At 66.8% G+C, this 11665-nt stretch carries 11 protein-coding genes; 10 read left to right on the top strand and 1 reads right to left on the bottom strand.

The window, feature by feature from the left end; all coding sequences use genetic code 11:
* The first annotated feature begins 1 nt into the window (after position 1).
* From SPYCA_RS11390 to SPYCA_RS11365, 6 genes are all read left to right on the top strand, one after another.
* Positions 2-1555, top strand: a complete 1554-nt coding sequence (locus SPYCA_RS11390; protein WP_120220502.1) for a wax ester/triacylglycerol synthase family O-acyltransferase — start codon at positions 2-4, stop codon at positions 1553-1555.
* A gap of 2 nt (positions 1556-1557) precedes the next feature.
* A complete protein-coding gene (locus SPYCA_RS11385; RefSeq protein WP_232003277.1) occupies positions 1558-3027 on the top strand; it encodes a DUF3336 domain-containing protein in 1470 nt (489 codons plus the stop codon).
* A 2-nt stretch (positions 3028-3029) separates the two neighbouring features.
* Positions 3030-3884, top strand: coding sequence for an alpha/beta hydrolase (locus SPYCA_RS11380; protein ID WP_120220500.1), 855 nt, complete (start codon positions 3030-3032; stop codon positions 3882-3884).
* A 203-nt stretch (positions 3885-4087) separates the two neighbouring features.
* Entirely contained in the window at positions 4088-5023 is a 936-nt protein-coding gene (locus SPYCA_RS11375) for an alpha/beta fold hydrolase (RefSeq protein ID WP_120220498.1), read from the top strand.
* A gap of 99 nt (positions 5024-5122) precedes the next feature.
* Complete coding sequence (locus SPYCA_RS11370; RefSeq protein WP_120220496.1) at positions 5123-6124, top strand: NAD(P)H-dependent glycerol-3-phosphate dehydrogenase; 1002 nt, start codon at positions 5123-5125, stop codon at positions 6122-6124.
* Positions 6125-6260: 136 nt separating this feature from the next.
* Positions 6261-6596 carry a hypothetical protein gene (locus SPYCA_RS11365; protein WP_120220494.1) on the top strand — a complete coding sequence of 112 codons (336 nt, stop codon included), beginning with the start codon at positions 6261-6263 and terminating at the stop codon, positions 6594-6596.
* 213 nt (positions 6597-6809) lie between these two features.
* Here the strand turns inward: SPYCA_RS11365 and SPYCA_RS11360 are convergent, their stop codons facing one another.
* A complete protein-coding gene (locus SPYCA_RS11360) occupies positions 6810-7430 on the bottom strand; it encodes a TlpA family protein disulfide reductase (protein ID WP_172595046.1) in 621 nt (206 codons plus the stop codon).
* On the opposite strand from SPYCA_RS11360, the gene argH reads away from it, so the two are divergent.
* From argH to SPYCA_RS11340, 4 genes are all read left to right on the top strand, one after another.
* A complete protein-coding gene (argH, locus tag SPYCA_RS11355; RefSeq protein WP_120220492.1) occupies positions 7429-8805 on the top strand; it encodes an argininosuccinate lyase in 1377 nt (458 codons plus the stop codon). The genes SPYCA_RS11360 and argH overlap by 2 nt on opposite strands.
* Positions 8805-9056, top strand: a complete 252-nt coding sequence (locus SPYCA_RS11350; RefSeq protein WP_172595045.1) for a hypothetical protein — start codon at positions 8805-8807, stop codon at positions 9054-9056. The genes argH and SPYCA_RS11350 overlap by 1 nt, the downstream gene beginning before the upstream one ends.
* A gap of 119 nt (positions 9057-9175) precedes the next feature.
* Positions 9176-10435, top strand: coding sequence for a diaminopimelate decarboxylase (lysA, locus tag SPYCA_RS11345; RefSeq protein ID WP_120220488.1), 1260 nt, complete (start codon positions 9176-9178; stop codon positions 10433-10435).
* 151 nt (positions 10436-10586) lie between these two features.
* Positions 10587-11381: a precorrin-2 dehydrogenase/sirohydrochlorin ferrochelatase family protein gene (locus tag SPYCA_RS11340; RefSeq protein WP_120220486.1), complete on the top strand. Its 795-nt coding sequence runs from the start codon at positions 10587-10589 to the stop codon at positions 11379-11381.
* Positions 11382-11665: the final 284 nt, after the last annotated feature.

The following is an 11665-nucleotide window of genomic DNA, read 5'->3' as shown; positions in this document are numbered from 1 at the left end:
CATGCTCAAACAGCTCAGCGCGCAGGACGCCCAGTTCCTCTACACGCAGACCGCGAACAATCTGACGCACATCATGGGCGTCTATATCTACGACCCCTCGACCGCGCCGGGCGGCTTCGTGCGCTTCAAGGACATCATCGCCCACGTCGAAAGCCGCGTCCACACCTCACCCTTGTTCAGGCGCCGCCTCCACCGCCTGCCGTTCGATATCGACCATCCCTATTGGGTCGAGGACGAGCATTTCGACATCGAGGCGCATATGAGCCATGCGCGCCTGCCCGAACCCGGCGACTGGCGGCAATTCTGCATCGCGGTCGCGCGCTGGTTTTCCAAGCCGATGGATATGAACCGCCCGCTCTGGGACATTTATGTCATCGAGGGGCTCGACCGTATCCCCGGCATTCCGAAGGGCAGCTTCGCGATGCTCCACCGCGTCCATCATGCGGCGGTCGATGGCGCATCGGGCGCGCATGCCTTCATCGCGATGAGCGACATCGACGCAAAAGGCACCCCGGCGATTTCCGAACCGCCGCCGGTCGAGGAGCTGGGCGATCCGCCGTCGAGCGCCGAAATCGTCTCGCGTGCCTGGGCGGCCTCGCTGCAATCGCCGGTCAAGTTCATGAACGCGCTGATGAAAATGTCGCCGGCGATCATTTCGTCCGCGCGCAAGGCGATCGAGGGCGGGATGACCGCGGGCGTCCCCGAAACACGCTTCAATGTTCCCGTCGGCCCGCACAAGATGTTCGACGGCACATCGGTCGCGCTCGCCGATGTCGCGCTGATCCGGGGGAAAGTGCCCGGCGCGACGGTCAACGACGTCGTGCTCACCACCGTCGGCGGGGCGCTGCGCAAATATCTCGCAAAGCACAAGGAATTGCCCAAGGAGAGCCTGGTTGCGGTCGCGCCCGTCAATCTGCGCGGAAAGGGCGGCAAAGCATCGACGCCGGGCAACCAGGTGTCGGCGATGAGCGTGCCGATCCGCACCGACATTGCCGATCCGCTCGCGCGGCTCGCAGCGGTGCGCGATTACACCGTCGAGGCCAAGGAAGCGAAGGCGGGCGTCAGCGCGCGGATCATGACCGACCTGTCGCAGCATATCCCCGGCGCGACAATGGCGGCGGTCGCGCGGCTCGTCACCAGCGAGCGTTTTGCGGTGCGCGGCACCAACCTCTTCATCTCCAACGTTCCCGGCGCGCAGGTGCCGCTCTATCTCGCGGGGGCGAAGCTCGTGATGCAGCATGGCATGGCGCCGCTTGCGAACAATATGGGGCTGTTCGTCGCGACGCCCAGCTACAACGGCCGCATCGCCTTTTCGATCATCTCGGAACGCGCGATCATGCCTGACATCGCTTTTTTCCGTGAGTGCATCGACGAAAGTTTCGCCGATCTGATGAAGGCGGCGCCGAAGGCCGGGGCACCAAAAGCCGCTACGGCAAAGCCGAAAGCGGCGGTGAAACTTGAGGCGAAACCGAAGGCCGCGCCGAAACCTGCGGTAAAGGGCCGGGCGAAACCGGTTGCCAAAAGCAACGCAGCCCGCAAGACTCCGAAAAAATAACCATGCTCTCGCAGGATTACCGAATGCTCTTCACCCCGACGCTCAGCGCCGACCGCGATCTTGCGACCGCGCCCGATTATGCCGCCTGGGCCAAAGCGGCGCGCGAACATGACAAGAAATCGGGGCTTCAGGCGTGGCGCGACGCCGACGAGAGCAAGCATTTCGACTATAGGGCGATCCGCGCCCGCCTCGAAAAATTGCGCGCGCTGTCGGCGGCGGGCGACGTCAAGGGGCTGCTCTTCGTGCTCAACGAGGGCATCCACGGCAATATCGACGGCATGGGGCACGAACGGCTTTACACAAAGGCGCGTTTCGGCACCAAGAAGCTGGTCGAGGATTATGTGGCGGAGGTTGTCGCCGCGCTGCACAGGATCGCCGCCGCGCGCAGCATCACCCGCGAGGAAAAGCGCGACTTTTTCCGCCGCGCGCAGCATTGTTATGGCCGCTCGGCGCTGTTGCTCTCGGGTTCGGGCAGCTTCCTTTTCTTCCACATCGGCGTCGTCAAGGCGCTCTGGTCCGAAGGCGTGCTGCCCGCGATCATGTCGGGCGCCAGCGGCGGGTCGATCGTCGCGGCGATCGTCTGCACGCGCAAGGACGCCGACATCGGCGCCTTCCTCGAAAGCGACCGCCTCGCCAACCCCGACCGCGCCCCCGACGGCCGCCGCCTCGCCTCGGACGAAGTGCGCGAACGGCTCGCGGGCCTGATCCCCGACCTCACCTTTCAGCAAGCCTATGAGGTCAGCGGCCGCCACCTCAACGTCTCGGTCGCGCCCGCCGAAAAGCATCAGAACGGACGGCTCCTCAATGCGATCACCGCGCCCAATGTGCTGATCCGCGAAGCGGTGCTGGCGTCGTGCGCGGTGCCCGGTGTCTTTCCGCCGGTGATGCTGATGGCGCGGGGCGACGACGGCGCGCGCATTCCCTATCAGCCCGACCGGCGCTGGGTCGACGGGTCGGTGACGCACGACATCCCGACCAAGCGGCTCGAACGCCTCTATGGCGTCAACCATCATATCGTCAGCCAGGCGAACCCGATCGCGCTGCCCTTCGCGACCGACACGCGCAAGCAGATGGCGCCGATCGAGGCCATTCAACATGCGTCGATGACGACCTTCAAGGCGTGGCTCAACGCCAATATGGTGATCTTCCAGAAACCGCTCGAGCTGATCCCGCCCTTGAACAGCATCGCGAACATGGCGCGCTCGGTGATCAACCAGGAATATACCGGCGACATCAATATCATCCGCCCACCGAAGTTCTGGTCGCCCGCGAAGATATTGTCGGATCTGGGGCAGGAGGACATTGACGAGCTGATCGACACGGGGATGCGCACCGCCTGGCCCAAGATCGAGATGGTCCGCACCCAGACCGCGATCAGCCGCGCGCTGGAAGGTATTTTGGCGCGGATCGACAAGGCGGGCGACGACGGCCCCGGCCACCGCAGCGCCGCGCTCGGGAAAGCGGTGCGCTGACCATGACGACCCGTGCGGTAACCCTGCCCACCGGGTCGGCGGGCGCGGGAGCAAAGCTCCACGTCACCCACTGGCTTCCCGAAGGGCGCCCGCGGGCGATCGTGCTGCTCGCACACGGCTACGCCGAACATGCCGGGCGCTACGCCCATGTCGCACAGCGGCTGACGCAAGCGGGCTATGCGGTCTACGCCGTCGACCATTGGGGCCATGGCCGCTCGGACGGCGAGGGCGGTTATGTCCCGCGCTTCTCCGCCTATCTCGACGGCATGGCCGAACTGCTGACCTTGGTCGAGATCAATCATGGCGACACCCCGCGCCTGCTCCTCGGGCACAGCATGGGCGGGCTCATCGCGACGCTGTTCCTGATCGAGCGCCAACAGGCGTTCGTCGCCGCCGCCGTCTCCGGCCCCGCGATCCTGCCCGCGCAGCCGCTGTCGCGCTTCACCGTCTGGATCAGCCGCTTCCTGTCGCGCTTCTTTCCGCGCCTCGGCGTCCTGTCTCTCGACGCGAACGGCGTTAGCCGCGACCCCGCGGTCGTCGAGGCCTATAAGGCCGACCCGCTGGTGTATGGCGGCAAGATCGGCGCGCGATTGGGCAAGGAGTTCATGGACGCGATGGCCGCGGCGCAGGCGGGCGCACCGACGATCCGGCTGCCGCTCCTGATCCAGCACGGCGAGGCGGACCGGCTGACCGCCCCCGCGGGTTCGCGCTACCTGTTCGATCATGTCGCGTCGGCCGACAAGCACCTCGAAATCTACCCCGGGCTGTTCCACGAGATTTATAATGAGCCCGAGCGCGATGCCGTTCTGGACGACCTGATCGGCTGGTTCGATGCGCATGTGGCGCGGGTACAATAGGCCCCTCTCCTTCAGGGGAGGGGCAGCGAGGCTTGCGAACCTGTTCGCTAGTCGCAGCGGGGTGGGGGCCATCAGCCTCACGCCACCTCGATAGCCCCCACCGGCGTTGGGTGGATCAGCCCCCGGCTGATCCAGGTCATGCCGGGGGCATGACCGACCCAACACCCCCCTCCCCTGAAGGGGAGGGGCTTTAGGAAGCCCGTATGAAAATCCTCCTTATCCTCATCTTCGCGCCGCTGATCGCCCTCGCGCTGCTCTATTTCCTCTTTCCCGAACAGCTGGTGCGGATGATGCGCGCGCTGATGCGCCGCCGCGCGCGGCTGGTGCGAAAAAGCATCACCGTCGACGGCCGGACCTGGCCCTATCTGGAGGGCGGCGATCCCTCAAAACCCACCCTCGTGATGATCCACGGTTTCGGCGCCGACAAGGATCACTGGACCTTCTATGCGCCGTGGATGACGCGCGATTATCGCCTGATCGCGCCCGACCTGCCCGGCTTCGGCGAAAATGATCGCGACGGCGGGCTGCCCTTCGACGTCGCGAGCCAGGCGGCGCGGCTCAAGGGCTTTCTCGATGCGCTCGGCATCGACCGCCCGCACCTCGGCGGCAACAGCATGGGCGGCTGGATCGCGCTGCGTTTCGCCATTGACTATCCCGATCGCCTGCGAACGCTGACCCTGATGAACAATGCGGGCGTCGTCGGCGCGAACGAAAGCGAGTTGCAGAAACTCGCTGCGACACGCGACTACAACCCGCTCGTCCTCGCCAATCTGGAGGATGCCGACCGTCTGATCGCCTTTGTCGTGCGCAAGCCGCCCTTTGTGCCCGCGCGGCTGAAGCCCGCCATATATGCCGACGCGCTGCGCCACCGCGACCTGCTCGACCGGATTTTCTGGATCATTGCCGACGAAATGGAGCAGGCGCCGCTCAACGACGATCTGGGCAAGGTGCAGGTGCCGACACTGATCCTCTGGGGCCGCCATGACAAGCTGATCGACGTCAGCTGCGTCGCGGTGCTGGAAAAGGGCATCGCGAACAGCCGCGCGCACATCTTCGAGCATGTCGCGCACGTCCCGATGATCGAGGATCCCAAGGCGACGGCGGAAATCCAGCGCGCGTTCCTCGCCGACCATCCCTGAACCTCGTCATCGCGGCGCAGGCCGGCATGACGGGCGAGTGCCATCTTGCCAACCCCCCGATCGCGCGCCACTCTCCCCGCAAAACAGGGGGAGAGACATATGCGCCTCAACGTGGGCCTGCTCGGCGGGGGCAGCTGGGGGACGACCGTGGCGTCGCTGGTGTCGCGCAACGCGCCGATCCAGCTGTGGGCGCGCGACGCCGAAACGGTCGCGGGCATCAACCGCGATCACGCGAATCCTAAATATCTGCCTGGCATCCGGCTTCCAGCGGCGCTCCGGGCGACCGGCGACATGGCAGAGGCCGTCGCGGGCGCCGACGTGCTCGTCATGGCCGTCCCCTCGCACAGCTTTCGCGGCGTGTTGAAGGAGGCCCGCGATCACCTCCGTCCGTGGGTGCCCGTCATCAGCCTGACCAAAGGGCTCGAGCTATCGTCGGGCAAGCGCATGACCGAACTCATCGAGGAGGTGCTGCCCGGCCACCCCGTCGGCGTGCTCACCGGGCCGAATCTGGCGCGCGAGATCATGGCGGGCCAGGCGGCGGCGAGCGTGTTGTCGATGGAGGATGAGATCGTCGTTCGCGCGCTCCAGCCGCTGTTTCATTCGGGCCTCTTCCGCGTCTATACCAACACCGACCTTCTGGGCTGCGAGCTCGGCGGCGTGCTCAAGAATATCATCGCGATCGCCGTCGGCATGGGCGACGGGCTGGGGGCGGGCGACAATACGCGCGCAGGGCTGATGACGCGGGGGCTGGCGGAGATCACGCGGCTCGGCGTCGCGATGGGCGGGCGGCCGGAGACTTTTGCCGGGCTCACCGGCATGGGCGACCTCATCGCCACCTGCACCAGCCCCCTGTCGCGCAACCGCCACGTCGGGGTCGAACTGGGCAAGGGGCGCCCGATCGACGAAATCATCGCGGGCATGAACATGGTGGCGGAGGGCGTCAAAAGCGCGCCCACCGTGATGGCGCTCGCCGACCGCTACGGCATCGCGATGCCGATCGCGCGCGACGTGTTCGACGTGACGCAGGGCCGCCGCACCGCGCTCGACGTCTTCCGCGGCCTCCTCAAATCGAGCGTGGGAGATGAGGCGCATCCGGGTTGATGGCGCTTCGTCATTGCGAGGGGGCCGCGACGAAGCCATCCGCTGCGATCCGTTCCTTTTTGCCGACCAGCCGGGAAGAAAAGCCGCTGCTGCTACGTTGTCCTGTTGTCCGACAGGACCACAAAGGAGACGGATAATGAAAAAATGGGCGATTCTCGCCGCGCTCGCGGCGCTCCCCGCCACTGCCGCCGTGGCAGCGGTCCCCTATGACCGGATGCCGCCGGGCTTCAAGGCGCCGCCGATCCGCACCGCGCCGATCGCGGGGGTCGAGAACCAGTATTGGTTCAATTATCAGGCGGACATTCTCGAAGCCGAAAAGGAATTGCTCAGCGACCTGCGCCGCGCGACCGATCGCGAAGATCGCCGCGATGCGTGGGACGAATGGGAAACCGAGGTGATCGACGCCGACAAGGATTATGTGAAGGCAATGCGAGAGAAGGGCTATCGCGTCGGCCGCGTTACGGTGGGCTGAGCCGGGAAGGTTCCAGGGCGCATCCCTGGTCGCAGGAAAGGGCGGTCGTCCTCGGGCGCCCGTCCTTTTCTTTGTCAAATCCTCCCTGTCGCGCGGCGATGGGGAGGGGGACCGCTTGCGAAGCGAGTGGTGGAGGGGCCGCAACGGTAGCGCAAAAGTCCCTCCGTCAGCGCTTCGCGCTGCCACCTCCCCATGGCTTAGCCACAGGGAGGATTAGCGTGCTTCCGCGAGCAACGCCTTCGCCTCCTCGCCCTGCCAGTCGATCGCGCCGATCACGCGCCAGATTTCGCGCCCGTCAGCGTCATAATAGATGCTCGTCGGCAACGCGCTGTTCACCGCGTCGAGCAGGCCGTTTTCGGGGTCGAGATAGGGCTGGAGCGCCTTCAGCCCCGCCTTCTGGAACCAGGGATCGACGACCTCGGCGCCCTGCAAATCCTGCGCGACCGCGATTACATTCATCGACTCGCCGCGCGCGGCCGCCAAGGCATCGAGCGTGGGCATTTCGGCGACGCATGGGCCGCACCAGGTCGCCCACAGATTGACGAGCAGCGGGCGCCCGCGAAAGTCTGCCAGCGTCACCGGCGCATCGTCGGGGCCGGTGAAGCGCGCCGTCGGCGCCGCTTTGCCCTTGTGGCTGCGGTCGATCATATATTCGAACGCGCCAACGCCCTTCGCTTGGCCTGCCGAAACATTTGCTTGGCCTTGCGCGGCTTGCCCGCCGCCCGCCTTTTCCCTATCGCAGCCCGCGACCGATCCGGCCAGCAACAGGCCGAGGATCAACAGCGACGGATTTGGAACGCGGCGGATGGCGAATACTCCGGACAAGAGCAGCATGTGGGGCGGCCGCTTCGGTGGCGGGCCTGCGGCGATCATGCAAGAGATTAATGCCTCGATCCCGATCGACAAGCGCCTTTGGGAAGAGGATATCGCCGCCAGCCGTGCGCACGCCGCGATGCTCGGTTCCACCGACATCATCTCCGCACAGGATGCCGCGGCGATCGACCGCGGCCTTGCCCAGATCGCCGAAGAGTTCGCCGCGAACGGCGTTCCCGTCGACCTCAGCCTCGAGGACATCCACATGACCGTCGAGGCGCGGCTGAAGGAGCTGATCGGCGAAGCCGCCGGGCGGCTCCACACCGCGCGCTCGCGCAACGATCAGGTTGCCACCGATTTCCGCCTGTGGACGCGCGCCGCGTGCGATCGCATCGACGCCGGGCTCGCCGTGCTCCAGTCGGCCTTGCTTGCCCGCGCCGAAGAGCACGCCGACAGCATCATGCCCGGCTTCACGCATCTTCAGGTCGCGCAGCCGGTAACGCTCGGCCACCATCTGCTCGCCTATGTCGAGATGTTCGGCCGCGACCGCTCGCGCTTCGCCGACGCGCGCCGTCGTCTCAACGAATCGCCGCTCGGCGCAGCGGCGCTCGCGGGGACCAGCTTCCCGGTCGATCGCCATGCCACCGCCGCGGCACTCGGCTTCGACCGCCCGATGGCGAACAGCATCGACGCCGTGTCGGACCGCGACTTCGCGCTCGAGTTCTGCGCCGCCGCATCAATCGCCGCACTGCACCTGTCGCGTCTCGCCGAAGAAATCGTCATCTGGGCCAGCCAGCCCTTCGGTTTCGTCGCGCTGCCCGATGCCTGGTCGACGGGCAGTTCGATCATGCCGCAAAAGCGCAATCCCGACGCCGCCGAACTGGTGCGCGGGCGCGCGGGCCTGCTGCTCGGCGCCTTCCAGCGGCTCAGCGTGATCGTGAAGGGGCTGCCGCTCACTTACTCGAAGGATTTGCAGGACGACAAGGAGGTGCTGTTCGGCGCGTTCGATGCGCTCGCGCTGTCGCTCGCGGCGATGACCGGCATGGTCGAAACCTTGACCTTCCGCGCCGACCGGATGCGCGCGCTCGCCGCGTCGGGCTATTCGACCGCGACCGACCTTGCCGACTGGCTGGTCCGCGAGGCGGGGCTGCCCTTCCGCGAGGCGCATCATGTCGTCGGCGCCTGCGTCAAGCGCGCCGAGGAACTCGGCGTCGAACTGCCCGCGCTGCCCGCCGCCGACGCGGCGGCGATCCATGCCGCGGTGACCCCCGACGTGCTCGCCGCGCTGACGGTCGAGGCGTCGGTCGCCAGCCGCACCAGCTATGGCGGAACCGCACCCGAACGGGTAAGGCAGGCCATCGCCGCGGCGCGCGCCGCACTCCAGGGACAGGATTAATGCCGCACCACCCCCGCATGTTTGCAACGCTCGCTGCCGCCGCGCTGCTCGGCGCGTGCGGGGCGAAGGAAGATCTGAAGCCGCCGACGAACCAGCCGGCGCCCGTCGTCCCCATCGGCGCCAACCGCGCCCCGACCACCGAGGAGCTTACGACGCCCGACGCGCAGGCCCGGCCCGCGCGCAGCGACGAACTTCTCAAACGGTCCGAACAACGCGAACCCGACGATTTCGACCTGCCGCCTCCGGGCTGAGCAGGGCCCAGTTTCATCCGCTCGTGTCGAGCGAAGTCGAGACACCCATCGGTGACAAGCCTCCCCGGCATCTCGACTTGGCTCGATGCGAACGGAAAGGATAATCAGGATTTCCTTCGATGGATCATTTTGAATATCGTGACGGCGTCCTCCACGCCGAAGACATCCCGCTGCCGCAAATTGCCGAGGAGATCGGCACCCCCGTCTATGTCTATTCGCGCGCGACGCTCGAACGCCATGCACAGGTGTTCGCCGACGCGCTCAAGGATATTCCGAAAAAGCACATCGCCTTCGCGATCAAGTGCAACCCCAATCTCGGCGTGCTGCGTGTCCTCGCGCGGCAGGGTTATGGCGCCGACGTCGTTTCGGGCGGCGAGCTCGAACGTGCGCTCGCCGCGGGCATGGCGGCCGAGGACATCGTCTTTTCGGGCGTCGGCAAGACGCGCGCCGAACTGGCGCTCGGCCTCGACCGCGGCATCGGGCAGTTCAATATCGAGCACGAGCCCGAAGGCGTCGCGCTGTCCGAAATCGCGGTGGGGAAGGAGACGACCGCGCGCGCCGTGCTGCGCGTCAATCCCGACGTCGACGCCGGCACGCACGCCAAGATTTCGACCGGCAAGGCCGAAAACAAGTTCGGCGTCGGCATCGATGCCGCGCCCGCGATCTTCGACCGGCTTTCGGCGCTGCCGGGGCTCAAGATGCGTGGGGTGGCGCTCCATATCGGCAGCCAGCTCACCAGCCTCGATCCGCTCGAGGCCGCGTTCGCGCGCGTCGGCCGCCTCGTCGCCGAGCTGCGCGCCGCGGGGCACAGCATCACCCATGTCGATCTCGGCGGCGGCCTCGGCGTGCCCTATCGGCCCGAGGATAATCCCCCGACCCCCGCCGAATATGGCGCGATGGTCGCGCGCGTGACAAAGGATTGGGACGTCACCCTGATGTTCGAGCCCGGCCGCGTCATCGCGGGCAACACCGGGGTGCTCTTGACCGAAGTGCTGTGGGTCAAGCCAGGCGCGGTAAGCCCCTTCGTCATCGTCGACGCCGCGATGAACGATCTCGCGCGCCCGGCGCTCTACGATGCGTATCACGACTTCGTCGCGGTCCGGCCCACGGGCGAAAAAATGACCGCGTCGATCGTCGGCCCGGTGTGCGAGACGGGCGATACCTTCGCGCGCGACCGGGTGATCGACAAGGTGGCGGCGGGCGATCTCGCCGCCTTCCGCACCGCGGGCGCCTATGGCGCGACGATGGCGTCGACCTACAACAGCCGCAGCCTCGTCCCCGAAGTGCTCGTCGACGGCGACCGCTACGTCACCGTCGCCGACCGCATCGCCGCGGGTACGATCATGGCGGCGGAGCGCGTGCCGGATTGGATCGACTGAACGCGATCCTCCCCCAAGGGGGGAGGGGGACCACCCGAAGGGTGGTGGAGGGGCACGGGAGGGCAGGCGCCGCGTTTGACTGCCCGTGCCCCTCCACCAGCTTCGCTGGTCCCCCTCCCCGTTCCGGGGAGGATCTGTTAGAGCCGCCACCATGCATCAACTCCCCATCTTCCTGAACCTTGCAGGCCGCACCGTCGTGCTGGTCGGCGAAGGGGAGGCCGCCGACGCCAAAGCGCGGCTGATCGAGCGGGCAGGGGGACGCATCGTCCCGGCATGGGAGCAAGGCGCGACTATCGCCTTCGTCGCGCTCGACGATGAAGCCGAAGCGCGCGCCGCCGCCGATGCGCTCCGCGCCCACGGCCTGCTCGTCAATGTCGTCGATCGCCCGGAGCTTTGCGATTTCACCACCCCCGCGATCGTCGACCGCGCCCCCGTGACCATCGCCATCGGCACCGGTGGCGCGTCGGCGGGGCTTGCGAAAGCGGTGCGCCAACGCATCGAAGCGCTGCTGCCGGCGCGGCTCGGCGACCTTGCACGCGCGCTCCACGCAGCGCGCGCCGCGATGAAGGCGCGCTGGCCCGCCGCCGCCGACCGCCGCCGCGCGATCGACGCCGCGCTGGCCAGTGGCGGCGCGCTCGACCCGCTCGACGGCGATGCGGCGGACCGGGTGGCAAGCTGGCTGGAAGGCGAAAGCGATGCGCCGCAATCGCGCCTCGAAACCATCCGCCTGACGAGCGCCGACCCCGACCAGCTGACCCTGCGCGCGGCCCGCCTGCTGGGGGAGGCCGACCATATCTTTCATCCGCCGGACACCCCCGCCGCGATCCTTGCCCGCGCCCGCGCCGACGCGGCGCGTCACATCGCCGCCGCACCGCCACAGGATCCACCGGGCGGCCTGTCCTTGTGGCTGGACATGCGCGCCTGGAGTGCGTTCGGTTTTGATTGAATCAAAACCGGCACTCCAGATTCTTGTTTTGCCGTGTTTTCCGAGTCGTCAGTTGATTCCACCTGACTTGAAAACTAGCCTAGTCACCTGAATCTAAAGTTCGCCACATTGATATCGTCACCTCGGGTCAAGCCCGGGATGACGATGATGAAACGAACGTCGATTCCACCACGCTGGAGCTGTCCTGTTTTAGCGGAATCAAGCCCCTCCCCTTCAGGAGAGGCGATAAAAATGGTTCAACCCAGATAGGACTGGAGCGCTTCGACCGCCAGACCAGTCAAATC

The organism is Sphingopyxis sp. FD7, assembly GCF_003609835.1.
In the GTDB taxonomy this organism is placed as follows: Bacteria; Pseudomonadota; Alphaproteobacteria; order Sphingomonadales; family Sphingomonadaceae; genus Sphingopyxis.
This window is presented reverse-complemented; position numbering and strand designations above follow the sequence as displayed.

Coding starts and splice junctions, on each gene's coding strand:
- SPYCA_RS11390 (WP_120220502.1), top strand. CDS start 2: ATGCTCAAACAGCTCAGCGCGCAGGACGCCCAGTTCCTCTACACGCAG.
- SPYCA_RS11385 (WP_232003277.1), top strand. CDS start 1,558: ATGCTCTCGCAGGATTACCGAATGCTCTTCACCCCGACGCTCAGCGCC.
- SPYCA_RS11380 (WP_120220500.1), top strand. CDS start 3,030: ATGACGACCCGTGCGGTAACCCTGCCCACCGGGTCGGCGGGCGCGGGA.
- SPYCA_RS11375 (WP_120220498.1), top strand. CDS start 4,088: ATGAAAATCCTCCTTATCCTCATCTTCGCGCCGCTGATCGCCCTCGCG.
- SPYCA_RS11370 (WP_120220496.1), top strand. CDS start 5,123: ATGCGCCTCAACGTGGGCCTGCTCGGCGGGGGCAGCTGGGGGACGACC.
- SPYCA_RS11365 (WP_120220494.1), top strand. CDS start 6,261: ATGAAAAAATGGGCGATTCTCGCCGCGCTCGCGGCGCTCCCCGCCACT.
- argH (WP_120220492.1), top strand. CDS start 7,429: ATGTGGGGCGGCCGCTTCGGTGGCGGGCCTGCGGCGATCATGCAAGAG.
- SPYCA_RS11360 (WP_172595046.1), bottom strand. CDS start 7,430: ATGCTGCTCTTGTCCGGAGTATTCGCCATCCGCCGCGTTCCAAATCCG.
- SPYCA_RS11350 (WP_172595045.1), top strand. CDS start 8,805: ATGCCGCACCACCCCCGCATGTTTGCAACGCTCGCTGCCGCCGCGCTG.
- lysA (WP_120220488.1), top strand. CDS start 9,176: ATGGATCATTTTGAATATCGTGACGGCGTCCTCCACGCCGAAGACATC.
- SPYCA_RS11340 (WP_120220486.1), top strand. CDS start 10,587: ATGCATCAACTCCCCATCTTCCTGAACCTTGCAGGCCGCACCGTCGTG.